We start from the raw sequence: 25,620 nt of genomic DNA, 5'->3' as shown, positions 1-25,620 counted from the left end.
GCGACTGCAGCGGCGACTGCAAATGCGTATCCCATGATCTTACCTCCCTGATCAGATTCTCTATGGCGGGCTTGCCAGCAACTCGAGGCCGGCGAGCGGATGCCGGCGATCCAATCGGACTGTCGGCATCGCAGCCTTTGGCTTGCCTGGACACGATCCCGGCAGGGCAAACATCGCTCACCAGTCGCCATCATCGCCGATGCGGAGGTGGCGTTTGGCGTCGATGCTCATCTTCTGCGGCGACCAGGGCGGTTCATAGGTCAGAGTGACGTCGACGAATTCGACGCCTGGAACGTTCCACGCGGCGTCGCGGGCCCCCTCCTTCATGAAGGTGGTGGCGGGGCAACCGCGTGTCGTGGTGGTCATCACGATGTTGACGACGCCGCCATCGTTGACCAGGACAGCATAGACAAGCCCCAGGTCGACGATGTTGTAGCCGAGTTCCGGATCGATCACGAGGCGAAGCGCCTCCTTGACCTTCTCGTCGTCCAGCGGTGATTCTGCTCCAACCGTCATGTCACGGCCCCTGCATACGCCGCGACGCAGAGGTGGCGGGCGGCTTGTTGGTTGTTATGCCTGCGTCACGCCTTGGAGAGGCGTTCGATCTCGACGCGCCAGACCGGCCCTCTTTCGAGATAGGTCCAGGAGAACTGGTGCGGATGTTCTGCCTCCAGCTGGTAGTAGAGAGGCTTTGGATCATGATCGTTGACGAGGATGAACTTCCCGCCGGGCGCAAGCTGATCGACAAGCTCGAAAATCTTCTGGTGCCTCTGCATCGGCACCAGGCTGCGGACATCTATTTCGTTCGTTTCTGCTTCCGTCGTACATGCCATTGAACAGTTCCTTTGATTTCAGCGAGGAGCGGCAGATCCAATCCCCGACCACCGCCGCGGCGAGGCAACTTGCGCTGCGCCGATGGTCATCGATAATCGACCCATAAAGATATATTGTCAATGTATGTTTAGTGGATAGAGTCGAAATTGGCGGCCTTGCAAAAGATACCTCCGCGCCGCATCTTTCTGGTGTCGGATCGCCGAGAGGGCGCATTGGGCGGGCAAGAGGGCTTTGGATGAGACTGACAGATTTCTCCGACTACTCGCTGCGGTTGCTCATGTACGCTGCGGCCAGGAACGGGCAGCTGGTCACCATTGAGGAAACCGCTCAGGTTTACGGAATTTCCCGCGCCCACCTCATGAAGGTGGCCAACCAACTGACCCGCGCCGGCTTCCTGAAGGCAGTGCGCGGCCGCTCTGGCGGCCTCACGCTCGCCAGGGCGCCAGCGCAAATCCGGTTGAGCGACGTCTTGCGGGCGACCGAGCCCGATTTTGCGCTGGTCGAATGCTTCAGAAGCGAGAACAATTGCCTGATCACCCCGCATTGTCGCCTGCGTGGCATGCTGAAGGAGGCTCTCGCCGCCTTCTCGGGGACGCTTGAGCGCTACACATTGGCTGACCTTCTGCTCAGTCCCGAGGCGTTCGGCATCCAGCCCGCGGCCTAAGGGCTGGCGACGCTCCCCGCTTCACCTGGTCGCACCGTTTTGTCTTGCTGGGTCATGACATAAAAGATATATTAACAATATATCTTTTATGTCAACTGATGGTGATCACCTTGCCAGCCTCTTTCATCGGTTGCGCCTTGCGTACCCTTCGAGGTTTCTTGCCAGCGTTGACGCGCTCGGCCCTCACCTGCGGCCTGTCACGCCAGGAGCGGCTCGGCCTGATCTTCTCGGTGATTGAACACTGTGGCGCCGACTGCCCGCCCTGCGCAATCTGGGCGCTTGAGCAAGACAGATCCCAGGCAGTTATGGATTGAACCAACCGAAAGGAGATTGCCATGCTGAGCAATTCGCACAGTTTCGTCCAGCCCGCGGATACGGCGGAGCGTGCTTGTCTCGAAGCCTTGGTTCGCGCGAATTATGACCGGAGCCATCCTGGAGATGCTTTCGACGACATGAAGCGTCGCATGTCCTTTTCCAGGGAGGATCAAGGCCTCTACCGCGACTGGATGGCCCTTGCCGCCGCGCGCGCCCAATCCGCGCGCGCTGCAAGACCGCGCCCGACTGCCGCTTGAGGATCTCGCATGGCCTACGTCGTCACCGACAATTGCATCAAATGCAAATACATGGACTGCGTCGAAGTGTGTCCTGTGGACTGCTTCTACGAGGGCGAGAACATGCTCGTCATCCATCCCGATGAGTGCATCGACTGCGGCGTCTGCGTCCCTGAATGTCCAGCGGAAGCGATCTTCCCGGACACCGACCCCTCCGCCACCCCGGCCTGGCTCGACCTCAATCGCGAATACGCGTCGTCCTGGCCCAATATAACGCGCAAGAAGATACCGCCCGCCGACGCGAACGCCTGGGACGGAGTGCCCGGAAAATTCGACGCCCATTTCAGCGGCAAACCCGGTGAGGGCGATTGATCTGGTGCCTTCGCCTGATCATGGCCGTCGACGGTGCGGGCCGTCGACGGTGCGGGCAAATGAATCTCGGCCGACCGCGCGGGCAGCGGCAGCCGGAATGGCCCGCAGTTTCGATTTCTGTCCTCGCCGCGAATTCGACGCCGCCACTCTCGTCGATGGCGCGCACAACCGCTCCTCAGCATTGCCTTCAAGACATTTGCCATTCCGCAAAGAAGCCGGGCGGGAAATCGACAAGTGTCCATGCTTCAATGGAGGCGAGCAAGGGCGTGAAATTGTCTGTTCTGCAGAAATATGGTGAGGAGCGTCTACCGCGCTATACCAGCTACCCTCCGTCGCCGGAGTTCTCGCCTTCGGTAGACGTGGACACCTATGCAACCTGGCTGTCGCAGCTGCCGCGAGGCGCTCCAGCCTCGCTCTACCTGCATGTCCCCTTCTGCCGCTCGATGTGCTGGTATTGCGGCTGCCACACCACCGTCACGGCCAAAGATCAGCCGATTGTTGAATATCTGGACCTGCTGCGCAGTGAGATCCAGATGGTCGCCGCGCAAGCGGCGCAGCCACTTCAGGTCGAGAGGGTGCATTTCGGCGGCGGTACTCCCACCATCATCGCGCCAGCGGATTTCGTTGCACTGACGGATCTCCTTCGCGATCGCTTCGCTTTGATGGAAACCGCCGAAATTGCGGTCGAGATCGATCCGCGCACGCTCACGATCGAGATGGCGGGCGCCTTGGGCGGCGCGGGCGTCGGGCGCGCCAGCCTGGGCGTGCAGAGCTTCGACCCGGTGGTCCAGAGCGCGGTCAATCGCATCCAAAGCGAGGAGACAACACTGGGAGCGGTCGAGCGCCTGCGCCAGTCCGGCGTGAGCAGCATCAATTTCGACCTGATCTACGGCCTGCCTCACCAGACGGTCCGATCCTGTATCGACACGGCCAAAGTCGCAGCCGCCATGCGGCCTGACCGGCTTGCGGTGTTCGGCTATGCTCACGTGCCGTCCTTCAAGAAGCACCAGCGCATGATCGAGGAAGCGACCCTGCCGGATAGCGTCGCTCGCATGGAGCAGTCGCAGGCGATAGCCGATACGCTCGTTGCCGCGGGCTACGTTCAGATCGGCCTGGATCACTTTGCGCTGCCTGACGACGATCTCTCGCGGTCGCAGGCTACGGGAACGTTGCGGCGCAACTTCCAAGGCTACACCACCGACAATTGCGAAACGCTGGTCGGCTTCGGCGCCTCCGCTATCGGCCACACCCGTCACGGCTACGTCCAGAATCAGGTCGGCCTCGGCTTCTATGCCGGTTCGGTCGCTTCCGGGCGGCTGGCGACCGCCAGGGGCTACCGGCTGACCGACGAGGACCGCCTGCGCGCGGAGATCATCGAGCGTCTGATGTGCGACTTCACGGTCGACGTGCGCGAGGTTTGCGGGCGGCATGGATTTGATCCGGCCGTGTTGCTTGCCGACAATAGAAGGCTTGCCGAACTCGCCGATGAGGGCATCATCGACGTCGCTGAAGGCATCGTCCGCGTACCGCGCGATCATCGATTCCTGGTGCGCGCGGCCGTGGCTGCTTTCGATGCCTATCTCCATCGGTCGGGCCGAGGCCACAGTCAGGCCGCCTGAGTGTTCGCCACCTGATCTTAGGCAAGACTCCGGGAACGGTTGACAGTTGAGGCCGGACGACCGCGCCAGCGAGCATTCCCGGGCCCTGACCGAAGTAAATCGCGGTCCGGTTCAGCGGCCCGCGCTGCTTCCAAGAATGGCGCGTGAAGGCGGCCAGGCGCATCGGCGCTGCCCGCTGCCGCCAATTCGGCGATATGTGACCTGCCGGAGTGGGGCATGCCGTTGCGAATCCTCTAGGGCACAAGGCCATGTGCTGAGGCTCTGCGGAACCGGACTCGCGCCGCGCGGCCTGTCCCGCAACGATGCAGGAGGTTGCAGCGAAGGACCGGCCCGCCTTCGGCGGCTTGACGCGCCAGACGACCCCGCTTGAGGCTGCCACCGCCCTCCTTTCGCGCCAAACCACCGAGGGGCTACCCGCTCTTCGTCAACCCCCAGCAAGCCCACAGCGTTCGCGATCCGCCTTGGCTGCCTCTTGCCCGCTACCCGGGCTCGACGCGATCGGAACGGAATAGATCGCAGTTCGATGCGGCCAACCGCGCAATCGGGGCGGCTTTCCGACAGGCCTCCTCATGCCCCGATACGTGTCCATCCACCCTCATGCGACAGGATATGGACCTCGACGTCGGCATTGCCGTGGACTGCGGCCGTGATCGCGTCCGCGTCCATCAGATTGAAGGCGGTCGACAGGGCGTCCGCCAGCGCCGCCTGGCCGGCCACCACGGTGACGCTGGCATGGCGCTGCGGCGTCGCGCCGCTGCGCGGATCGATGATGTGGCTGAATATCCCCGCTTCGTCGAAGCGGAAGCCGAACGGGCTCGATGTGGCGACCGCCCGATCCTCCACTTCGAGAACCTTGAGGATGCGGGTCGAGTCGAGCGGATCGGAGACTCCGACGCGCCATGGCCGGTCGCCCGGAGCCGAACCGATAGCGTGGCTTTCGCCCATATCCACAAGGGAACTCTCGATGCCGCCGGCCTTCAGCAGATCGACCACCCTGTCGGTGACGTAGCCTTGGGCGATGCCGTTGAGCGTCAGTGCCGCACCTGGCACCGACAGTTCTATCCGGTCGGGCGAGGAGGCGACCCAGTCGAGGCCGACGCGGCGAAGGCATTCGCGCACAACCTGCGCCGAAGGTCCGGCTTCGGAGGCGCCGGGCGTCGAGAAATGGCGTCTGTAGGCGTCCCACAGCGGCTGCACCGTGGGATCGAAGGCGCCGCCGGTCAGCATCCGGACATCACGGCACTGCTGGAGGATGTCCACCAACTCTCGCGGCGGCGCGATGAGAAAGCGCTGACGGTTCAGGTGCGTCAGATCTGAATCATCCCGGTAGAGGCTGAAGATACGCTCCAGTCGGCGCACTTCCGCGACGACATCATTGGTCAGTCTCTGTGCCATGGCGCGGTCTGGATGGTGGATGACGAGCGAGGCCTGCGCGCCCATCGCCTCGCCCTGCCAGGTCACGGCTCCCTGCGCGGCCTTGCCATGCGGTGGCAGCAGCGCCATGCCGGCCGCGGCGGCGCTGATGGCGATCATGCGACGTCTGGTCATCGTTCCGGAAATCATGTCAATCGACCTCCCTGGCGGACTGCTTCGACGCATCTCCGCTGGCCTGCTCGTCCAATATGTAGTCGCGCGGAACGGCGTCGAAGCCGACCACCCTGCCGCCATGGTCCGCGGCGAAGGTCCTCGCCGCCGCCTCCGACGAGAAGGGCACGGCTTCGGCCGCTCCCATGCCGCCCTTGCGATCGCTGCCGACGACGAAGAAGGCCTTGCGGGCGTCAACCCAGTTGTCCGCACCGGGCTTCTCCCAGCTTGCCGCCCTGGCCATGTCGGAAACATAGATTGCCCTTATGTCCTTGGGCTCCTCCGGCAACATGGTGAAGGCGATCGTGTCGCGCGCCGAGGAGAACCAGATCGGCTCGTCGTATCGGGCGAGGATGACCTGCCCCTTCGGGCCCGCATGTTCGAGGATGTTCATGCCGCAATAGCGGCCCATCGCCTCCTCCGTCATGGCGAAGGGAGGCGGAGGCGCCTCTGGCGTGCGCTGACAGGCGCCGAGCGCGAGCAGGCTTGCGAGCAGGCCTATTTTGAGATGTGACTTCACAGTTCCCTCCGAGAGAAGGCGAGTGCGGCAAGCGCCATCGGCCCGGCAACCCATGCCACGAGCGCCGCGATCAGCGCCGCGGGCGCCAACGCGACGCTCTGCACGCTGCCAGCCATGCCCGAGGCAGCGGCGATCTCGGTCGAGCCGGAGAGATTGAGGATGCGGTAAGCATCGGTAGGATTGAACAGGAGCAGGGCATTCAGCGCGCCCCCGCTGACGTGGTGGCCCTGGTCTGCGACCAGAATCCCCAGCAGAGCCATGTCGTAGATCACCACAAACACCAGCCATATGCCAATGGCGATTCCGGCGGCTGTGCCGCGGTCGCGGGCCAGCGCGCTGACCAGATAGCCGATCGCCACAAAGACGGCGCCCAGCAGCACCGACGACGCCGTCATCATCGCGAACGCCGTCCAGCTTTGCCCCCCAATCCCCATGTCCGTCGCCACCAGCGCCAGTGCGGCAAGCCCGTAGCCGACGCAGGTGGCGAAAGCCAGTATCGCGAGATGACCCAGGAACTTGCCGAGCAGCACCTGACGGCGACGGACCGGATAAGAAAGCAGCAGCGTCATGGTGCCGCGCTCAATCTCGCCGACGATGGCATCGTGCGAAATCAGCAGCGCGATCAACGGCACGACGAAGATGGTCAGGCTGGCGAGGCTGATCACCACGACATCCAGCGCGCTGGCGCCGACCGTGCCGGCAGGCGCGCTCCCGAGGAAGACGAGAGTCAGCGCCAGAGCTGCCAGAAGCCCCGTGGCGGCGATCACCCAGCGGTTGCGCAGGCCTTCGCGCACCTCCTTGGCCGAGAGCAGCAGGATCGTCTTCACTTGGATGCCCTCCCCGCGAGGAAATGTGCATAGAGTTCATCGAGGCCGGGCGGCACCATGTCGAGATCCTCGAAGGGGGCGCCCTCGCCCGCGGCCCGGCGCAGGAAGGCGGCCTTGTCCTCAGGCGAGGCGTCGATCTCGACGATGTGACCGTTGATCTGCCTGAGGCCTTTCGGCTCTCCCATCCATTCCCTCAGGCGCCGCGCGCCACCCTCGGCGGCCGTGAGGCGGATCCTCGTCGGCAGTCGCGCGATACGGCGCAATTCGTCCAGCGAGCCATCGGCGATCTTGCGGCCTTCGTTGAGGATGACGACACGGCCGGCATTGCCCTCCAGCTCGTTCAGCGCATGGGAAGACAGAAGCACGGTCGTCCCTGCCGCCTGCATCTCGCGCACGATCCCATAGAACTGCTGGCGCAGTTCGGGGTCGAGCCCGGTGGTCGGCTCATCCAGCAAAAGCACCGCCGGGCTGCCGATCATCGCCTGCGCCAGTCCCAGCCGCTGGCGCATTCCCTTGGAATACGTGCCGATGCGTCGGTCGGCGGCATGGGCAAGACCGATCCGCTGCAGCAGCGCCTCGGCCTCCTTTGGCGGGCCGCCCTTGAGCTGGACATAGAAGCGCAGCGTCTCGCGACCCGTGAGGGCCGGATTGAAGGAGACATTTTCGGGAAGATAGCCCAGACGCCGGCGAACGGTCACGTCTCCGGCGGCCGGGTCCTGCCCGAGCACGCAGACCGAGCCCGAAGTGGGCCGCGCAAGCCCGAGCATGAGCTTGATGAGCGTGGTCTTGCCGGCGCCGTTGTGGCCCACGAGGGCGATGACCTCGCCTGCGGCGGCCGCAAAGGAGACGCCGTCCACCGCCCTGACGGACCCATACTGCCGCGCGACTGCGTCGAGTTCGATGTTGAAGCTCATGGTCGTCTCCTTCCCTCGATGCCGTCGGGATCCATGAGCGGACGGCTGTCCATCACGCCGCCGGGGAACACTCCCGGGAAGCGCGCCTGCGCCCAGCGGATCACCTGCACGGCCGGGCTGTTGACCAGCACCTTCGCCGCCGGCGTCTGCCACAAAACCCTGTCGATCACGTCGTTCGGCCGGTAAGGCTTGTCGGCGACCCCGTCGCCGTCAAGGTCGAAGGCCGGGTTGTCGCTCCAGTAGTTGCCACGGCCGCCGCTTGACCAGTCGAGCGAGCGGGTCCCGACATACTTGACCTGATTGCGGTTGCGCACGAAGGCGTTGCCGGTCATGGCATTACCCTCAGAACCTGCCGTAAAGTGCACGCCGATCTCGCAACCCTCGAAGAGGTTGCCACTGAAGCGGTTCTTGTTGGCATTGTAGATGAAGACACATTTTTCCGGGCCTATGCGCATGCCCGAGGGCGCCGCGAGGGCCGCTGCGGCGCCATCGGCGGCTGGCAGGTCCTGATCCGCGACGAAGCGTTGCCCGTTGCTGGTCCAGCGGCCGGCTGGCTGCGGGCCACCGTGCACGACGTTGCCGCTGATCTCGGAACCATTGGCGTAGTTGAACAGAAGACCGTTGTCGCGATCGCCGTCAGACACATTGCCAGTGACCTTCAGGCCGTTGGAATACATGATGGCATAGCCGACGATGTTGCCGGTCGACACGTTGTCGGCGATCACGCTGTCGTTGGTGTACATGTAGTGGACGCCGAAACGCAGGTTGGTGAAGGCGTTGCCCCTGAATTCGTTGTTCCGGCTGGCGTTGGCGAAGATGCCGTCGCGACCGAAGCGGATGGTGTTGCCGATGACCTTCGCCCCCGGCGCGTTCCACACCGAGACGCCGCTGCCGGACCGGCTGGTGCGCCCCTCGCGCAGGCCCTCGATGCGATTGTTGCGCGCCACCGCGTCGCGCGCCCCGTGCAGATAGATGCCGTAGAGGTTGCCGACGACCGAATTGTTCTCGATCTGCGCGCGCGTCGCGCTCTCGGTGGCGAACACGCCTGCATCCATGGCGTCGAGGTCCATGCCGGAGCCTTCGATCTCAAGACCACGCACGGCTGCATCGGGCGCCAGCAGCGTCACGACGCTGCCCTGCCCGTTGCCCTTCAGCGACGCCCCCGGCTCCCCCTGTAACGTCAGCGGTTTGGCGATGATGACCGGTCCGCGATGCTCGCCCGGCGCAAGACGCAGCACGTCGCCGGGCGCGGCGGCGTCCACCGCCGCCTGCATGGGCGCAGCATCCGCCGGCACGGCGATCTCTGCCGCGATGGCTGCGTGGCCGGCAACGGTGGCGAAAAACGCCACCATTGCCGTTACTGCCAGGTGCTCGACGCGAAACACGTTCTAGACGCCTTGTGGCTCTACGAACATGCGGCCCTGCATCTCCATGTGCATGGCGTGGCAGAACCAGGAGCAGTAGTACCAGTAGACGCCAGGCTTGCTTGCCTTGAACGTCACCGACGCCGTGGCGTGGGGGGCCACCTCCATGTTGATGCCGTAGTTGATGATGGCGAAGCCGTGGGTGAGGTCCTCCACCTCGTCGATGTTGGTCACGTAGACCGTGACCTCGTCGCCCTGCTTGACGCTGAAGCTCTCCAGCCCGAAGGCCGGCGCCGAGGACGTCATGTAAACGCGCACCTTGTTGCCGTCGCGGATCACCTCGCTGTCCACCATCAGGTCGATGCCGTCGGCCTTCGCCTGCTTGACCGCATCCTCGAAGAACGGATCGGCCCGGTCCCAGATGCTGATCGGGTTGATCTTCGAGCGGTGGACGAGGGTCGCGTCGTGCGGCTCGGCAAAGCTCGGGCTGTCATGCACCAGCACCATCTGGTCACCGGAAATGTCGATGAGCTGGTCGTTTTCCGGCTTCAGCGGGCCGACATTGAGGTAGCGGTCCTTGGAGAACTTGTTCAGCGAGATCAGCCACTTGCCGTCCGCCTCCTTGGTCTGGCCCATGGAGGAATGGTTGTGGCCAGGCTGATAGTGAACGTCGAGCTTCTGGCGGATCGGGTCGACCTTCTCGCCGGCGAAGGAGCGCTTGGCGTCCTCGATGTTCCACTTGCAGATCTGGCTGTCGATGAACAGCGTGGTGTAGGCGTTGCCGCGACCGTCATAGGCCGTGTGCAACGGCCCGAGCCCCAGTTCCGGCTCGGCCACCACCGTGTCGCGCGGCTTGATCTTGTCGTCGAAAAGGTCATCGAACTTGCGCACGTCGAACACCGTCACTGTTGGCGACAGCTTGCCGTTGGCCACCACATGGATGCCGTCCGGCGCCGTGTTGATGCCGTGCGGGCTGTTGGGCACCGGCACGTAGCGGGTGTAGGGTGAGCCGTGACGCCCGTCGATGACCGGCACGCCCCCCATTTCCTTGTAGTCCCCCCTCTTCACCGCGTCCTCGATGCGCTTCAGATTGAAGATCACGATCCAGTCCTGCTCCTTCGCCATCGACTGCTCGAGGTTGATGCCCTCCTCGGAATTGTAGCAGGTGGAGAAGGCGTACTTGCCCTGGTAGTCGGCGTCGACATTGTCGAGGTTGCCGTCCACCATCACCTGCCAGGCCACCTTCATCGTGTCGCCGTCCACGGCACTGAAAATGGAATGGTACTGCTTGCTGTCATCCAGGATCTTGCCGTCATTGGGGATCGGAACGCGGTCCTCGCCGTTGCAGAACACGTAGCCGGTCCTGGGATATTTCTGCACGCGCAGCCCGTGCACCGTATGCTGGTTCGGCAGCTGGATGATCTTGTCGCACTTCATCACGTCGAGCCGGATGCGGGCGACGCGCGTGTTGGCCTTGTCGTTGACGAACAAGTAGCGGCCGTCGTAGGTGCCGTCCGTTTGCGAGGGGTGGGGGTGGTGCAGGTCGCCGTTGAGGTAGATGCCGCCGCGGTCCTTGAGGAACTCGACGGTCTCCGGCAGCAGACCCTCGGTCAGGATCTTGCGGCTCTCGTTGGTCAGCCCCCAGCCGGTGGCGCTGCAGCGGTTGAAGACAGGGATGCGCATCATTTCGCGCATGGAGGGCGCGCCCATGATGCGGACCTCGCCGGTCTGGCCGCTGGAAAAGAACACGTAGTACTCATCCAGCTCGCCGGGCTTGACCTCGAATTCCTGCTCGCCCTTCTCGCTGGCAGACGCCCTTGCAACCACGCCCCCGTTCAGCGCCAGTCCACCGCCGACGCCGGCAGCCCCCGCCGCGGCAAGCGCCGCCGTCGTCCCCAGCAATTGACGCCTGCTGAGGATCGTCTTTCTCTCCTGGTCTTCCTGCGACATGTCTCTCTCCTTTGGTTGGCCTGTCAGCCTGTTGGGTTTGTGTCGTTTACGGGAACTTTTACCGGCAATCCCTTGTGCGTGATGACCGGCGGGCTTGCCGGCCCCTTGCCCGGCTTGGCGGGAGCCCGTGTTGTGGGCGAGGACAGCGCCTCGAACTTCTCCCGCTTCAGCCGAACCTGGATCATGTGCGGACAGCGGTGGTCGTCGTGGTAGAGTTCCTGGCAGTGCATGCAGTAGATGCATTCGTTGACGTTGATCTGCCCTTCCGGATGGATTGCCTCGACCGGGCATTCCTTGGCGCAACGCTGGCATGGCGAGCCGCATTCGGGATAGCGCTTCAGCCATTCGAACATGCGGATCCGGCCGGGAATGGCGAGGGCGGCGCCCAGCGGGCACAGGTACCGGCAGTAGAAGCGCTCGATGAAGAGACCGGCTCCCAGCAGCGCCAGCGCGAAGACGACGAAGGGCCAGCCGCGCGCGAACTTCAGGATGATCGCCGTCTTGAACGGCTCGACCTCGGCATAGGCCTCGGCCAGCGACACGGAATAAAGCGACAGACCGAACAGGCCGAGGAAGATCACGTATTTGATCGGCCACAGGCGTTCGTGCAGGCCAAAGGGCAGCTTGACCTGCGGGACCTTCAGCCATTGCGCGAGGTTGTTGGTCAGTTCCTGCAGCGCGCCGAATGGGCACAGCCAGCCGCAGAAGGGCCCCCTGCCCCAGAACAGCAGGCCCCCGGCCACCGCCGCCCAAAGGATGAAGATGAGCGGCGCGGTGAGGAAGAACTCCCAGCTGAAACCGCTCAGCAGCGAATTGATGAAGGTCAGCACGTTGACCACGGAAAGCTGGGCGTTCGCGTACCAGCCGAGCCAGACCAGCGTGAACAGAAGGTAGCCGCGCCGCACCCAGGCGAACAGGCGTGGCCGGCGCACCAGCCAGTTCTGGAAGAAGAAGATGGCTGTGAGCACCAGCAGGGCCGCGACGGTGATGCCGATCTTGACGGTGTTCAGCTTCCAGATCTTTACCCACAGGGGTTCCTCAGCGCCTTTTCCGGCGGCCTCGGCAGCAGCCTGCGCGCCAGCCGTCGGTCCGGACGCGGCTGCCTGCGGTTGCTGGGTGGGCTGCGCTGCCGGCGTCGGCGCCTTCAGGTAGCGGTCGGGCAAGGTATAACCGAGGTCGAAGGGCATGGTCGCCTTGTCGCGAGCGCCGTAACTGCGCTGGACGAGCAGTTGCAGCTCCCACGGCTGGGACAGATCGAGCGAGAACTCGTCCGGCACCGTGAACAGCGCGATCTCGCGCAGGTGCGGCGCGCCCTTGGTCGCGAGGTCGCCGAGACGCGTATGGTTGCGGTCACGAAAGCGCACCCCTTGCCCGTCCTGCAACAGCTCGATGCGGTCGAAGATGCCACCGCGCACATAGCCGGAGCCCTTGAAGGAATATGCCCCATCTCCGGCCACCACGATCGCCTGCTGACCGGGCCTGAGCGACTTCTTCAGACGCTCAAAGGCGGTGTCGCCCAGCAGGCTGCGGCCGATGCTGGGCACGGAGACCGGCGCGACATAGAGGTCGATGAAACGATCGTCGGGATTGCCCGTCTCCGGTCGGGCGGCAGCCTCCGGATGGCCGGCGTCGGCGAAGGCCTTGGTCACCTCGCCCACGGTCAGGCGCAGGCTGCGCACCGAGCCATCGCCGACCAGGGTGTTCCAGTCGTGGACTTCGGAGATGGTGGCATCCACCGTTTTCGCCGGCGTGACTGGCGCGCCGCCGGCCACCGCTCCGGTTTCCGCCAGGCGGCCACTGCGAATCAGCTTCACGGCCGAGCGCACGACGCTGTCACTCATCACCAGCACCGTGACGGTCGCGCCGCTGACGATGTCCACCTGCGGCAGCTGTTCCTGTCCGGCGGCGACCCGGCCGAGATCCTTGCCGATCAGCGAATTGAGCGCGGCGACGACCTTTTCCTGCGGGATGCCGATGAGGACGATGGGTTCCTTGTGCTCGACCAGCTTGATGCCGCGGATGATGCCCTTGGGATCAATGCCGACAAGGATGCGGATCGGCTTGCCCGAATAGCCCACCGCGCTGGAGAAGTCGGTGTTGAGATAGGCATAGCCGACTGGCTTGCCGCCGGACAGGAGCGGCGCCAATGGCGGGCTTCCCGTGATGTCGCCATAGGCGTCCGCGCCTTGGATCAGCTCGCCTGGCCGGGTGCCGGAGATAAAGTGCTGCAGGCTTTCGTCCGCGCGGCTCTGAGGCGCGAAAAGCGCGAGCAGCGTGAAGGCAGCCAGCAGCAACGCCAGCGCGCGCCGCGCTCCGGCGCCGACCTGGCGCGATACCGCTCGGCCGGTCCTGTGCATCGATGTCGATTTCGGCATGCCGATCCTCTCGCGTCCGCTTCGGGCGGAACCGGTCTCAGGACGCACATATCGGTGGTCTTGCCCGATGGTTCTTTGATCAAGCGCAAACAAATGCACTGAGGGCGGATGTAGGACTGAGCGCCCAGGTGAGAGAAGCTGTCCCATGTCCCGTCTGACATCCGAACCAACCTCAATCCAATCGATGGACGAGCTCCTTGCCGTTGCGCTCGCGATGGAGAAGGAGTCGGCCAACCGCTACGCAGCCCTTGCCGAGCGCATGCGCTCGGCCGGCCGGCTGGAACTGGCCGGTGTATTTGATGGTCTCGTGCGCGAGGAGGCCCGGCATATCGATATGGTTGTGAGCTGGTCGCGTCACGCCAGCCACCAGCCGCGAGATATTCGGCCGGCCGACGCGGTGCCGCAGGATGTGTTCGACGATGAGACCATAGGGCTGGTCTCGCCCGAGCTCGTGGACGCCTACCGTTCCTTTGCCATCGCCGTCCGAAACGAGGAGCGCGCTTTCGCCTTCTGGTCGTATATCGCTGCCCATGGCGCGTCGCCGGAAATCCGCGAGGCTGCCGAGCAGATGGCGCGCGAAGAGCTTGAGCACGCGAAAACACTGCGGCGCGAACGGCGGAAAGCCTTTTTCAAGGATCGGCGTCTGGGGCCGGCAGTCCGGGAGCACCACGATCTGCCCAGCCTGGAAATGGAGGTCTGCCAGCGCCTTGAGGACCATGCCGGCAGCAACGAGAATCGAAGCGAATACGCCGATCTTGCCCTTGAGGCGCGCATGCTCTCCCTTGAGCTCGCATCGGATCCTCTCCAGGATGCCCCGCACACTGGACCGCCGCCGCCGAAATCCCTGGATGCGCTCTGCGAATGGTTGGCTGATTACTACATCGATGCCGGCGAGCACCTGCCTTCGCAGACCGCCCGGGATCGGGCGCAAGCCCTTGCCACCATCGCCGTCAAGCGCCTGGCTGTCGTGCGGGCACTTGCAATGAAATAGACAGCCCTGGCAGCTTGCGTCGGGTCGTTTCTCACGATCTCCGATGATTTTGCCTTCAGAACGGGGCTTCCCGGGCGCGCCGAAGTCACCACCGATCGGCCGCGGCGCGACGGGTCAGTTGGCGCGACGCGCCATGGCGCCGTTCAGCTTTGTCCGTGACCGCGATCGAAAACAGGAACAACAATCTCACGACAGTTTGCGCTGCAACAAAGTGACCCTGGTGGACGATGATAGGAATCAGCGCGATACTCATCCCGCAAAAAAAGGAAAAGCAGATCATGAAATACGCAACCATCGCAGCGGCAGTGTTCGCGACCCTTGTCGTCTCAAGCATAGCCGAGGCCGCCGACCATCAGGTGCAACTGCTCAACAAGGGCGAGCACGGCATCATGGTCTTCCAACCGAATTATATCGAAGCAGCCGTTGGCGACACCGTGACCTTCGTCCCGACCGACAAAGGCCATGACGCGGCCAGCATCGACGGCATGATTCCGGACGGCGCGCAGCCCTTCAAGGGCGAGATCAGCAAGCCGCTCACGGTCACGGTCGACAAGGAAGGGCTCTATGGCGTCAAATGCGTTCCGCACTACGGCATGGGCATGGTGGCGCTGATCGTCGTCGGCAAGCCTGTGAACCTGGAAAAAGCCAAGACCGTCAAGCAGCCTGGCAAGGCCAAAACCGTGTTTGCCGATCTGTTGTCGAAGGTCCCGGCAGGCAACTGAGCTGCAACCCGCCGGCGTCTGGCCGCCACCGGCTTGTCCGGCGGCGGCCTTTGTGTGTTTGCCGCCTCCGGTTGGGGAAGGCGAGATCGCGATCCCGCGCAGGTGGCCAGGCAACCAGCCCGCAACCCTGTCCTGGCCGGTTGAGCGCTCAACTTCGCGGCGACCTCCCTTCCGGATATTAGGCCGCAGCAGGACTGGCTTGCGGCAAAAGGCCTTCAGGTGACATGTTGCTTGGAGCGCAAACCATGGCACAAGCCGGAAAACAAAGATGAGTCGTCTTGACCGCTCGCTGATCGCCAGCCTGTCGGCGTTCCAGGGGCTGACCCCGGCCGAACTCGACCGCATGGTCGGCCAGGCCCGCTCGCTGCGCATCGCAAGGAACCGGGCCGTCTTCGAGCAGGAGGGGGACGCCCATTCCTTCTTCCTGCTGCTGGATGGCCATATCCGCGTCGTCAAGAGTACGGCGGAGGGCGGAGAGGTCACTGTGCGCTACATCGGTCCTGGCGAACTGATGGGCATCGCCACGGCTCTTGGCCGCACCACCTATCCAGCCAGCGCCATCGCCGCGGTCGACTGCGTGGTGCTGGCGTGGCCCAGCGTCCTGTGGTCGCAATTCGCCTCCGCCTATCCAAGCTTTGGGGCCAGCACCTACAGGACCGTTGGCAACAGGCTGCAGGATGCCCACACGCGTGTGGTCGAAATGTCAACCGAGCACGTCGACCGAAGAGTGGCCCATGCCCTGCTCAAGCTGGTCAACCAGACGGGAAGAAAGACGCAGGAAGGCCTCATGATCGACTTTCCGATTTCCCGCCAGGACATCGCCGAGATGACGGGAACGACGCTGCACACGGTTAGCCGCCTTATGAGCGCCTGGGAAGGAAGAGGACTGGTCAAGAGCGGCCGCCAGAAAGTGACTGTCGTGGAGCCGCATCGCCTGCTCATGCTGGCCGAAGGCCGGACGCAGAAGACATAGGCGCCGCACCGCCGGAGGCGGCAGCGGCGGCCTCCAGATCGCTGCGCAACGAATCGACATCCAATCCGTGCTCGCGGGCGGCGTCAGAAACCGTATGGAAGGAAGCAATTGGACAACCAACGCACAGCATGCCGCTGCGAATGACCACGCGGATGGTCAGCGGCCATCTGCGCATGATCTGGTCCATGGTCATATCGTCATCAATCAAAGATCCCATGGTCGTCATCCGCTCCCGAAGTCGGTCAACCCTACAGCAATGGACGGCGGCGGCTCTTTGCGCATTGGCAAACCCCCGCGCGGAGCCGGCGTCATTCGCTCAGCCGCGCCGGATCACGACGCGATAATGTCCGTCGGGCTCGAAGGCTCCGCGCCAGAGATGGCCGCGCGCCTGCAGTTCCTCGAAAAGGAAGATCGGCTCCCGCGGCAGCAGGGCGGCAAGCGTTTGTCCGGGCGACAGCGCCTCGACCGCTTGGAGCGTCCGCACCATCGGTTCAGGAGGCTCGAGATCGCGATTGTCCAGTTCGACGACGGGCGCGGGCCAGATCTCGCCGGTGGTGATGGCTCCATCAACGGCTGGCGCTGGTTCTGCTGCCCCAGGGTCCGGCTGCTGCCCGGCCGGCGTGAAGATCACCTCCCAGTCGCCATTGCCGATCTCGCGCGCCGCCGGTTCAAAGCCACGATTGCCCAGGACCTGAAACAGGGGGATCGGCTTGAAGGTTGCAAGAAGTCGCAAGCTCTGGCCAGGTGCGAGCGCGTCGACCGCCTCCATGATGGCGCTGAAAGGTTCCCCGCCTTCGCGCAGGATCGGCCTGACGTCGACTTCGTAGTAGGGAAGAGTCATCGTTGTCTCCAGTTCATTCGCCATCAATGCGGGGTGGGCAGGAAAAGTCGTGGCCGCGACGCGCCTTCGGGCAGCCGTTTGTCGTCCGGTACGTTGGCGAGACGGCGCGCCAGGACGAGCTCGACGACAATGGCCAACGTCGCGAGCAGCGTCGCGGCGGCCGCGGCGCGAAACAGGCCAGGCTGGTCCACGAGCAGGGTTGCCGTGCCGGCCAGCACGCCGAGGAAATAGACCGCGAACCAGATCCAGCCACGGCGTTCCATGACGAGATCCTGCACCCGCGGCGTCGGCTGTCTGCCCATGACCGGGCCATAGCACTCCAGCCAGGTCAGGAACGGCACGATCTTGTAGAGCTGCGAAAGTCCCAGTCCAGTGAGCCAGCCGAAGGCGACGAGATAGAGAAGCGCGCCGACATGGCGTTCCAGCGTTCCGGTCGCGAGCAGGGCAAGCAGCAGAATCCCCGACAAGGCGAGTGCCAGAAAGGCAGCTTGGGCCGCGCGACTGTTCAATTCGATGATACGGCGCTTGCGGTGGCGGTAGAAGAACGCAAGGTCGAATCCGTAAAGGACGAGGGCAGCCAGCGCGAGCACCACCGCCAGACCCGTCGCCGCAGTGGCTGCGCCAGCGAGCCCCACTGTTTCCAGAAGGGCTGCGATTGGCGAGGCCAGGGCCATCAGCACCAGTGCAGCGACCCCGCTCCACCAGGACAGACGGCTGGTGGCGCGCTCCCGGTCCGGTGATAGCATGAACATCGGCAAAAGCCGGTAGGAGACGCCGATCGCCGTGAAGCTCAGCCATCCGCCAAGCCCGACAGCGATATGGACGGGAAGGGCTTGCATTCGGAAGTCGATCTCGGCCAGCGCGGGGAGGAAGCCCGAAATCAGCAACGCCAAGAGCGCGCCGAGAGTGGCCGTGACGAGCACGCATGCCAGGCCGACGGCCACGAAGCGCGCGGGCCGTTGCAATTTCACGCGCCAGAGCGTGCCGCCCAGCACACCGCAGATGAGCACGAAGCCGGCCGGCAGAAGCGTGCCTGCCACGGCGAGCAGGGGAATAGCGGCGTCGAAGACGCCAGCCAATTGCAGGAAACCCGCCAGAAGAGCGGCAAGGCCGGTCAAGAGACAGATCAAAGCGGGCAACACCAGACGTTCCCCGCGCAGAGGCTGCGCGATCAGCACCGGCACGAACTGGAACAGGGCGCCGCACATCAGCAGGCTGAGCCAGCCGATCGTCATCATGTGCACGAGGATCAATGTCTCGGGAGCCTCGGCCGCTACGGCCGGGAAGCCGTAGCCGGCGACCATCACCATCTGGGCACCGACAAGAAAGATCAGTGCCGCGGTGAAATATGACATCGTCCAGCGCGAGAGCGCAGTGCCTATCATAACCGTTTCCTCGCAGCGCCTTCATGACGGACAGCGCTCCAAAACCGTCGAGACTCCCCTGTGGCGTTCCGCGACGGGGCCCTTTGCCGTTGTGGCCGCTCGCGCTGCAGACGATGAGCAGACCCGCCCAAAGTCTAGCCGGCCGGTCGCAACAGACTTTGTCCAAACGCAAACTCGTTGGCGAGCGACGCATTTTCTCTTCGCCCGAAGGATCGAGCGTCGTGGACCATCGCCGACGCGCCCAACGCAAGCTTGCGATCCGGGACGCGCTGGTTCACGACGCGTCTTGACAAGGTCGCGAACAGGTTCTGACGCTCGGAAGGGGACGAGGGTCTTTTTCAACGCGCCGCGCTTGCCTGCGCGCGCAGGCTGTCGCAAATGTATCCTGAGGATCATGGCGGATGCATCGACGGTGAATCCGCCATCACAGCCTCCGTCGCGATGCCGCTCGGGGTCGTAAGGTGTCCGCTGCGGCTGCTTGGGTTCGAGATGTGCGTGATCCGCAACTATGCGCTTGCCGTCGTGTTCATCACGGCAGCAGCTCTGACCATCGCGTCCGGTGGGCATCCAGTGCCGGATGCAGGGCACCTGCTCTGGGTGCGCGGCAACGACACCTTTATCGGCTGCGCGACCGGTCTGGGGGTCTTGTTGCTGACACCCCGCACCGTGGCCGTGCGTATTCCGCGGGAGCTCGTCGACACTCTGGCGGCGCTGAAAACAACGCTCGGCCACGCCGTCGAGGGAGCGGTCACGACCAGCGCTGCGCGACAGGCGCGCCGAGACCTCCAGCACCGCACCATAGCCCCCCTCCAGGCCTATGATGCCAGTTCGGGTGCGTCACTGCGGCCCCGCGATGCTGCAGGGCGGATGTGGCCAGCTGTCGTCGTGGCGCAGCGGCTAGCCTACGGACCTGACGGCGACAGAGAGGTCAACCACGCGCTGGCGATGCTGTCCGATGCCATCTGCGGCGAGACCAAGCCCGCGCCGCTCTCCCTTTTGCCGGAATTTCTAGGCACCGAGATGCGAAACCTTCGTGATTCGCTGGTGTATGAAGGAACCCGCGTTGCAAGACAGCCGTGACTGTCAATGCCGGGAGTGAAAGGACACCAACCGACAAACTTCCGCGTGCCCGGATCTAGGCTGTTCGCGCGGTTGTCTTCCGCCGTCGCAAGAGCCAGGCAACAAAGCCAATCACGACCAGCGCACCCAAGGCCAAGACAGTCCGAGCCACCGTCACCAGAGCGGATTTGGCAGGGCCCGCCCGCAATTCGGCAACCTGTCCGACAGTTACCTTGGCGGCCGGATTGCCGAAATTCTCGATGAGATACGAAGCCAGGGCGGCGATCTGGGTGTCGGACAGTTCCTTGGCGAAACCCGGCATCAACACCCCCGGTTGGCGATGCAGTCCCTCAAGCATCACGATAACCAGATTGTTGGTATTTGCCCGCCCCAGCGCCGTGTTGTGCAGCAGCGAAGGCAGGCCACCATCGAAGCTTCCTTGGCCTTGTGCCTGGTGGCATGTTGCGCAGTAGGCGTCGTAGAGTTGCGGTCCCGTCATGCTGTTGCGATCCAGCGGCAACGCCACACCGCGGACGCCCGCCAGGTCATCAGACGGGCTGCCCCAGGCAAAGACGGGCTGCGTGTCGGCCGTGTCGTGAACTGGCGGGACGGTTTTCACGTAGACCGCGATCGCCCGCAGATCTCCAGGCGTCAAGAATCGCAAGCTGTTGTCGACAGCTTCCGCCATCGGGCCGGCCGCCTGACTCTTGCCCATGGCGTGGCCATCCCGCATGTAGGCAACGAGTTCCTCGACGCTCCATCCACCGACGCCGCTGTTGGCATCGGACGTGATGTTGGGCGCATGCCAGAGGCCGACATCGCCGCCGCTCATTTCGCTCGATATCTTTTCCGCCATGAACAGATTGCGCGGTGTGTGGCAGGTGCCGCAATGCGCCGGTCCGCGCACCAGATAGGCGCCACGGTTCCATTCGCCGTCGTGGGCCGCGTCTGACTTGAACGGACCATTGTCGAGGAACAGCAGGTTCCAGGCCGCCATCGAAAAGCGGAGGTTGAACGGGAACGGCAGCCTGGTTTCAGCCGGGCGGGTTTCCACTGAGGTCACGCCATTCATGAAATAGGCATATAGCGCAGCGACGTCATCATCCGAAAGCAACGCATAGGCTGTGTAGGGCATCGCCGGATAGAGATGCTTGCCGTCGGCGCGCACGCCCTTGCGCAACGCCGTGTCGAACTGCTGCAGCGTGTATTTGCCGATGCCGTTTTCCTTCGACGGCGTGATGTTGGTCGACATGATCGGCCCGATCGGCGTCTCAATGGCAAGACCACCAGCCATGATTTCGCCGCCGGGTGCGGTGTGGCAGGCCACGCAGTCGGACGCCGTGGCAATATATTTGCCGGCGGCGATCAGATCCGCATCGCCGGCAAAGGCAGGGGTTGTGACAACCGGGGCGACAGCCGACAATGCCAGGGCGACGGCAACGCGGCTGGACAGGCGGGGCATCAGGCGGTTCATGTCTTGGCCTCGCCCGCGGCGGTCGAGGTGTTGTGCTGCCCCAGCATATGAGCCACCGCGCGGAGCGCCACCGCAAGACCGTTCTCCGTCGAGTTGCAGGTCGCCGATGTCGGCAGCACGCCGGTGCTGGCAAGGAACAGGTTCTCGTGGTCGTGCGCGCGTCCCCACTGGTCGCAGACCGAGGTCTTGGGATCGCTGCCCATGCTCAGCGTGCCGCAGATATGCTGGTTGTTGGCGAAGTCGCCGTCCTTGCTGAAGCGCAGGTTCGTTCCACCCATCAACTCGGCGATGCGCCGAAAGTCCTGCTGCGAACGCTCGTGACCGCGCCTGGTGTAGTCGGCGATGGCATAATGCGCTTCTGGCTTCGGAATGCCCATCGCGTCCTTTTCGGAGCTCAGCGTAATCCGATGCTCAGGGTCCGGCAGCACCTCCAGCACATTTTTCACGTTCATCTCGCGAGCCGCGCTGAAGCGCAAGCGCTTCTCGAGTTCGCTGCCGTAGATGCCCGCCGCGATCAGGCTCTTCGTCGCGCCATCGACCCGCGAGATGTTGGTGAAGTCGAGCCGGTAGGGCGAATGCTGGGACCGGAACGCGCCGTCGCGCATGGTGTTGATGGAACTCGGGCTTTGCGGTCCGCGCCCCAGCCATACGTCCTCGTCCGCGTCGAAGGTCAGCGAGGTGCTGGGATGATCCATAAGGTTGCGGCCGACCATGTCGGAGCTGTTGGCAAGGCCTTTGGGAAACTTGTCGCTTGCCGACACCAGCAACAGGCGCGGGCTCTCGATGCCGTTGGCGGCAACGATGAAGGTCTTGCCAGCAACCCGGTGTGAAGCCTTGTCGGGATCGTAGTAGAGCGCTGCCGCGATACGGCCCTTCTCTTCATGTTCAAGCTTGTAGACATTGGCGTTCGGGAGCAGCCTTGCTCCAGCCCCTTCGGCGGCTTCCGCTGCAAGCCCGCCGTGGTATTGGGCGTCGATGGGGCAGATCGGCTGGCACGAGTTGTTGCCGCAGCAGGCGGGCCGTCCGTCATAGGGCCGGCTGTTGCGCGCCGTGGTGTTGGAGACGACTTGATAGTCGGACGCTAGCCGCTCGCGCAGGCGCCGCATGGCATAGGGTTCGGCGACCGGTTCCATGGGAAAGGGCCTTTTGCGAGGCGAGCCGGTATTGGGTGCGCCCGACACACCCATGATCTCCTCGGCTTCCTGATAGAATGGCTCAAGGTCTTCATAGGTCATCGGCCAGTCGACGCCGACATCGTAAAGGCTCTTGACCCTGAAGTCGTTGGGCAGGTTTCGCCAGGCATGGGCCGCCCAATGCCATGTCGTACCGCCGACCTGCCGGATGTACTCGGCGGCGTAGGGATAGGGGCCGGCCTGCATGAGGTAATTGTTCGGCTCAGGCTGATAGACCGGGTGTGGCGCCCAGGCTGCGGGCGGATAGGGCGACATCCAGTCGCTGCGACGCGGTGAGTTGCGAAAGCGTGCCACCAGCTCGCCGCGGGTAACGCGCGGGCCCGCTTCGAGAATGATGACCGACGCACCAGCCAGCGCGAGCTTTCGCGCCACGAGCGAACCGATGATCCCCGAGCCGACGACAACAAAATCCGCTGATAGGGCGTCGGCCATGCGTTTTCCTCAGGTTGGTTTTCTGGTCCAGCTGCCGTAGGCGCCATAAGCGTAGGTCGGCGGCTTCAGCACGTCAGCGACCGCCTGGGCGTTGAGCGCGGTCTCGAACGCCAGGCAGCGCGCCTTGGCCCCGTCGCCGACAATGCCCATGTACCAGGCCGTCATGATCCGCCAGGGCACAAGCTTGAGCGGTGACTTCTCGTCGTCCAGCGTCTTCTGCAATTGCATGGGATCGATCCGGCGCTGCTCGATCGTGTCGAGCAGCGCTTTCGCGGCCGCGGGGAACCCGGGATCGTCGGCGACAAGGGCCTTGTAGAGCCGCAACGCCTGGACCGAATCCAGTGATTGGCGCCCTGCAAGGATGGCCGACAGCGCAACGAACGGCGCCGTATCCGCCTCCGTCACCTCCTGGGCCAGCGCCCACGGGATCAAGGATGCGGTATAGGCCGAAACAAGCCCGAAAAGCAGCAACCGGCGGGCGGCGTTCGGTTGGTCGACAACCTGTTCCATGGGCCTGTCCTCGGTCACCCCGATGCCCTGACACGATCGCGATCTTGCGTCCGGCATATCACCTGTTCAAAACCCAAGATGCGGCGAGGCGACCAGCGTGGCCGCGCCGTCACCCAGAAGAAATACGGCTAAGAGAACCGCCGCCCAAAAAGCCGGATATTCCCATCCGCCATCGGTATTGCTGAACAGCCATCCCTTCTTGCCGTGAACGGTCACGATCGTTCCAACAATGAGGGGGATGAGCAGCAAAGCCACACAACGCGGATAAATCCCGAGGATGAGACACGCGGCTCCACCCAGTTCGGCGGCAATGGTTGCGTAGGCCAACCAGCCCGGGAGACCCAGGGAGTTGAAGAAGGCGATGGTCCCCGGAATGGTGAACACGCGCCACTTGAGCATCGCATGCGCAATGAACATGGCCCCAAGGCAAAGTCGAAGGAGCAATATCGCATAGGGCGCGGTCACAAGATCAATCACGAGAACCTCCCTGGTGAAAGGCTGTCAACGATCAGTTGCCAGCCGCGACGGTATCGGAAAACGCAACATCGTGACAGCGCCTGGACTTGAAGCGACGTCAGGCGTCTTTGGGAAGCACCTGGAGGACCCGTGCAATGAACATATGGAATTCCGCCATGTAGTTGCGCAAGAACTGCTCGGTGGATTCAACGGTCACTTCGCCGCTGTCCGTGATCAGGCCCGGCGTGAACTGGATATAGGCTTCCGGCGCGTTCATCTGCGGCGAGTTGCAGAAGCTGAGCACGCTGCGCAGGCTCTGCTGGGCCACGGCGGTTCCGATGGTTCCGGGTGATGTCCCGATGACGGCCGACGGCTTGCGGGCGAAGGAATTCTTGCCATATGGGCGGCTCGCCCAGTCGATGGCGTTCTTGAGCCCGCCCGGGACCGAGCGGTTATACTCCGGTGTGACGAAAAGGACGGCCTCGACCGAGGCGATGGCGTCCTTGAAGGCACGCGCGACAGGCGGAAAATCCGCATCGTAGTCGTAGCTGTAGAGCGGCAAATCCTTGAAGGAGATCTCCGACATCTCCAGCTCCGGCGGGGCAAGCTGGACGAGTGCTGTCGCGAGCTTGCGGTTGATCGAAGCTTTTGCGAGGCTGCCGATCAGATAGCCGACCTTGTGCGTGGTCATGTGGCGGTCTCCTGTTCCACCGACCCCCATGACAGTATCCGCCTATTCAACGACAGGCGCCAGTCCCAATTGCAAATACCACCGTGGCCGCGGTGCGCCGCACCGGCAGGCAGGCCAGGTCAGCAAGGGTTCACGCGCAGCGTCAGCTTCCCTTCGTCCTCGCACGGAAAGACATGCGACGGCAGACGCCAATGCCCAGCAACCGCAGACCGAAGCACAATGCTACTCCCGGTCTGAAGGCGAACGCCTGATCGCTTGCTGACGATGGAAAGGCGTCGGATTCGGTCGATGACGATGAGCCGGCTTTCGATTTCAGGATTGAGGTCAAGCCTGCCTGCTTTCATGTCGGTGTGGCGCTTGCGCATGGCGCCGACATAGGAGGCTACCAGAGAGTGGTCCTTTGGGGCTCGACGGATGGGTTCGACACAGATCAAGGTCCTCTTGCCTGATGTCGACGGCTAAAATGGCCTCGCCAGTCGGGCTGGTCGCTGGATCCGGGGGGCAGCCATCCTGGCCGCCGCAAGCGTCCCAAAACGGCAGCGGGCTCCATTTGGCCAGCGCGGCGATCGCCGAGGTTCAACGCGGTGGTTCCTCGTCCGAAGGGTTTGCTTCCGCCCGTCCTCGCGCCGACAGATGTGCGACGGGCAGACGCCAGTCGTATCGGATTGCCATGAAGCGAAGGCCAAAGCACACCCCACCTCCAGCCAGGGCCGAGACGCCGTAGGAAAGACCCAGCACATAGCCGATGACGACGATGGATGCGCCGGCTAATGCGGCAACGGCATAGAGATCGGAACGCAGCACTTGGGGGATCTCTGCGAGCAGGACGTCACGCGTCATGCCGCCGCCGATACCGGTCAGCATGCCCAGGAGCGCGGCCATCATCGGGTTCAAGCCGAACTCGATCGCCTTCTGCGCGCCCGCGACTGCAAAAAGCGATAGTCCCGCCGCATCGAACAGGAGCACGGGACTGCGCAGCCTGTCGACGCCGGCATACCAGAAGAAGGTGATCAGCCCTGCGAAGACAGAAACCAGCAGATATCGTCCATCGGTCAGGCCGGCAGGCGGCACTGCGCCGATCAGCAGGTCGCGGGTGATCCCGCCAAAATTTCCTGCCACGAAGGATAAAACGAGGATGCCGAATATGTCGAGGCGGCGGTTGACGGCAGCAACCGCCCCACTGATTGCGAAAACGAAGGTGCCGATCAGGTCGAGAACATGCACGAAGGTTTCAAGGGTGTTCATCGTGGTTCCGCCCGCAAGAGCTTAGCGCGTCGGTCCGAAGGCGCGAGATGGCAGTCGGAAACCGATACGCAAAA

At 63.8% G+C, this 25,620-nt stretch carries 25 protein-coding genes; 7 read left to right on the top strand and 18 right to left on the bottom strand.

Annotated features, from left to right (window positions below):
- Positions 1–177: 177 nt before the first annotated feature.
- Both OOJ09_RS27965 and OOJ09_RS27960 read right to left on the bottom strand, forming a co-directional pair.
- Positions 178–516, bottom strand: a complete 339-nt coding sequence (locus OOJ09_RS27965; RefSeq protein ID WP_269908294.1) for a metal-sulfur cluster assembly factor — start codon at positions 514–516, stop codon at positions 178–180.
- A gap of 65 nt (positions 517–581) precedes the next feature.
- The gene (locus tag OOJ09_RS27960; protein ID WP_269908293.1) at positions 582–833 is read right to left on the bottom strand and encodes a DUF2249 domain-containing protein; all 252 of its coding nucleotides are present in this window, start codon (positions 831–833) and stop codon (positions 582–584) included.
- Positions 834–1,069: 236 nt separating this feature from the next.
- Here OOJ09_RS27960 and OOJ09_RS27955 point away from each other — a divergent pair, with 236 nt between their 5' ends.
- The 3 genes from OOJ09_RS27955 to hemN all read left to right on the top strand — a co-directional run bounded on the left by OOJ09_RS27955 (position 1,070) and on the right by hemN (position 4,040).
- Entirely contained in the window at positions 1,070–1,498 is a 429-nt protein-coding gene (locus OOJ09_RS27955) for an RrF2 family transcriptional regulator (RefSeq protein WP_269908292.1), read from the top strand.
- Between the two features lie 581 nt (positions 1,499–2,079).
- Positions 2,080–2,421 carry a ferredoxin FdxA gene (gene fdxA, locus OOJ09_RS27950; protein ID WP_269908291.1) on the top strand — a complete coding sequence of 114 codons (342 nt, stop codon included), beginning with the start codon at positions 2,080–2,082 and terminating at the stop codon, positions 2,419–2,421.
- A gap of 266 nt (positions 2,422–2,687) precedes the next feature.
- Positions 2,688–4,040: an oxygen-independent coproporphyrinogen III oxidase gene (gene hemN / locus OOJ09_RS27945; RefSeq protein ID WP_269908308.1), complete on the top strand. Its 1,353-nt coding sequence runs from the start codon at positions 2,688–2,690 to the stop codon at positions 4,038–4,040.
- A 567-nt stretch (positions 4,041–4,607) separates the two neighbouring features.
- Here the strand turns inward: hemN and OOJ09_RS27940 are convergent.
- Genes OOJ09_RS27940 through OOJ09_RS27910 form a run of 7 tightly spaced genes read right to left on the bottom strand, consistent with a single transcriptional unit; the run spans position 4,608 to position 13,556 of the window.
- Positions 4,608–5,588 carry an FAD:protein FMN transferase gene (locus tag OOJ09_RS27940; protein WP_269908290.1) on the bottom strand — a complete coding sequence of 327 codons (981 nt, stop codon included), beginning with the start codon at positions 5,586–5,588 and terminating at the stop codon, positions 4,608–4,610.
- 16 nt (positions 5,589–5,604) lie between these two features.
- Positions 5,605–6,144, bottom strand: a complete 540-nt coding sequence (locus OOJ09_RS27935; protein WP_269908289.1) for a nitrous oxide reductase accessory protein NosL — start codon at positions 6,142–6,144, stop codon at positions 5,605–5,607.
- Complete coding sequence (locus tag OOJ09_RS27930) at positions 6,141–6,971, bottom strand: ABC transporter permease (protein WP_269908288.1); 831 nt, start codon at positions 6,969–6,971, stop codon at positions 6,141–6,143. Before OOJ09_RS27930 ends, OOJ09_RS27935 begins: the two co-directional genes overlap by 4 nt.
- Positions 6,968–7,885, bottom strand: a complete 918-nt coding sequence (locus tag OOJ09_RS27925) for an ABC transporter ATP-binding protein (protein WP_269908287.1) — start codon at positions 7,883–7,885, stop codon at positions 6,968–6,970. Before OOJ09_RS27925 ends, OOJ09_RS27930 begins: the two co-directional genes overlap by 4 nt.
- Entirely contained in the window at positions 7,882–9,237 is a 1,356-nt protein-coding gene (locus tag OOJ09_RS27920) for a nitrous oxide reductase family maturation protein NosD (RefSeq protein ID WP_269908307.1), read from the bottom strand. The genes OOJ09_RS27925 and OOJ09_RS27920 overlap by 4 nt, the downstream gene beginning before the upstream one ends.
- A 36-nt stretch (positions 9,238–9,273) precedes the next feature.
- Positions 9,274–11,199, bottom strand: coding sequence for a TAT-dependent nitrous-oxide reductase (gene nosZ / locus OOJ09_RS27915; protein WP_269908286.1), 1,926 nt, complete (start codon positions 11,197–11,199; stop codon positions 9,274–9,276).
- Positions 11,200–11,222: 23 nt separating this feature from the next.
- Positions 11,223–13,556, bottom strand: coding sequence for a 4Fe-4S binding protein (locus OOJ09_RS27910; protein WP_420107561.1), 2,334 nt, complete (start codon positions 13,554–13,556; stop codon positions 11,223–11,225).
- 163 nt (positions 13,557–13,719) lie between these two features.
- Here OOJ09_RS27910 and OOJ09_RS27905 point away from each other — a divergent pair, with 163 nt between their 5' ends.
- The 3 genes from OOJ09_RS27905 (at position 13,720) to OOJ09_RS27895 (ending at position 16,260) form a co-directional block, all read left to right on the top strand.
- Positions 13,720–14,565, top strand: coding sequence for a ferritin-like domain-containing protein (locus OOJ09_RS27905; RefSeq protein ID WP_269908284.1), 846 nt, complete (start codon positions 13,720–13,722; stop codon positions 14,563–14,565).
- A gap of 278 nt (positions 14,566–14,843) precedes the next feature.
- Positions 14,844–15,287 (top strand): pseudoazurin, encoded by a 444-nt coding sequence (locus OOJ09_RS27900; protein WP_269908283.1) that lies wholly within the window; start codon positions 14,844–14,846, stop codon positions 15,285–15,287.
- A 268-nt stretch (positions 15,288–15,555) separates the two neighbouring features.
- Positions 15,556–16,260, top strand: a complete 705-nt coding sequence (locus OOJ09_RS27895; protein WP_269908282.1) for a Crp/Fnr family transcriptional regulator — start codon at positions 15,556–15,558, stop codon at positions 16,258–16,260.
- On the opposite strand, the gene OOJ09_RS27890 is transcribed toward OOJ09_RS27895, so the two are convergent.
- The 3 genes from OOJ09_RS27890 to OOJ09_RS27880 form a co-directional block, all read right to left on the bottom strand.
- On the bottom strand, positions 16,226–16,477 hold the full coding sequence (locus tag OOJ09_RS27890) for a DUF1858 domain-containing protein (protein WP_269908281.1): 252 nt from the start codon (positions 16,475–16,477) through the stop codon (positions 16,226–16,228). The genes OOJ09_RS27895 and OOJ09_RS27890 overlap by 35 nt on opposite strands.
- Positions 16,478–16,576: 99 nt before the next feature.
- Positions 16,577–17,101, bottom strand: a complete 525-nt coding sequence (locus OOJ09_RS27885) for a DUF2249 domain-containing protein (protein WP_269908280.1) — start codon at positions 17,099–17,101, stop codon at positions 16,577–16,579.
- Between the two features lie 23 nt (positions 17,102–17,124).
- Entirely contained in the window at positions 17,125–18,486 is a 1,362-nt protein-coding gene (locus OOJ09_RS27880) for a hypothetical protein (protein ID WP_269908279.1), read from the bottom strand.
- A 378-nt stretch (positions 18,487–18,864) separates the two neighbouring features.
- On the opposite strand from OOJ09_RS27880, the gene OOJ09_RS27875 reads away from it, so the two are divergent.
- Entirely contained in the window at positions 18,865–19,566 is a 702-nt protein-coding gene (locus OOJ09_RS27875) for an FUSC family protein (protein ID WP_269908278.1), read from the top strand.
- 55 nt (positions 19,567–19,621) lie between these two features.
- Here OOJ09_RS27875 and OOJ09_RS27870 read toward each other — a convergent pair whose 3' ends face one another.
- The 6 genes from OOJ09_RS27870 to OOJ09_RS27845 all read right to left on the bottom strand — a co-directional run bounded on the left by OOJ09_RS27870 (position 19,622) and on the right by OOJ09_RS27845 (position 25,546).
- On the bottom strand, positions 19,622–21,019 hold the full coding sequence (locus OOJ09_RS27870; RefSeq protein WP_269908277.1) for a cytochrome c: 1,398 nt from the start codon (positions 21,017–21,019) through the stop codon (positions 19,622–19,624).
- Positions 21,016–22,644: a GMC family oxidoreductase gene (locus tag OOJ09_RS27865; RefSeq protein ID WP_269908276.1), complete on the bottom strand. Its 1,629-nt coding sequence runs from the start codon at positions 22,642–22,644 to the stop codon at positions 21,016–21,018. Before OOJ09_RS27865 ends, OOJ09_RS27870 begins: the two co-directional genes overlap by 4 nt.
- A gap of 9 nt (positions 22,645–22,653) precedes the next feature.
- On the bottom strand, positions 22,654–23,154 hold the full coding sequence (locus OOJ09_RS27860) for a sugar dehydrogenase complex small subunit (RefSeq protein ID WP_269908275.1): 501 nt from the start codon (positions 23,152–23,154) through the stop codon (positions 22,654–22,656).
- Positions 23,155–23,220: 66 nt separating this feature from the next.
- Positions 23,221–23,631: a DoxX family protein gene (locus tag OOJ09_RS27855; protein WP_269908274.1), complete on the bottom strand. Its 411-nt coding sequence runs from the start codon at positions 23,629–23,631 to the stop codon at positions 23,221–23,223.
- A gap of 97 nt (positions 23,632–23,728) precedes the next feature.
- Entirely contained in the window at positions 23,729–24,301 is a 573-nt protein-coding gene (locus tag OOJ09_RS27850; RefSeq protein ID WP_269908273.1) for an NADPH-dependent FMN reductase, read from the bottom strand.
- A gap of 576 nt (positions 24,302–24,877) precedes the next feature.
- Positions 24,878–25,546 (bottom strand): trimeric intracellular cation channel family protein, encoded by a 669-nt coding sequence (locus OOJ09_RS27845; protein WP_269908272.1) that lies wholly within the window; start codon positions 25,544–25,546, stop codon positions 24,878–24,880.
- Between the last annotated feature and the right edge of the window lie 74 nt (positions 25,547–25,620).

Source organism: Mesorhizobium qingshengii (assembly GCF_027563465.1).
GTDB lineage: Bacteria > Pseudomonadota > Alphaproteobacteria > Rhizobiales > Rhizobiaceae > Mesorhizobium > Mesorhizobium qingshengii_A.
This window is presented reverse-complemented; position numbering and strand designations above follow the sequence as displayed.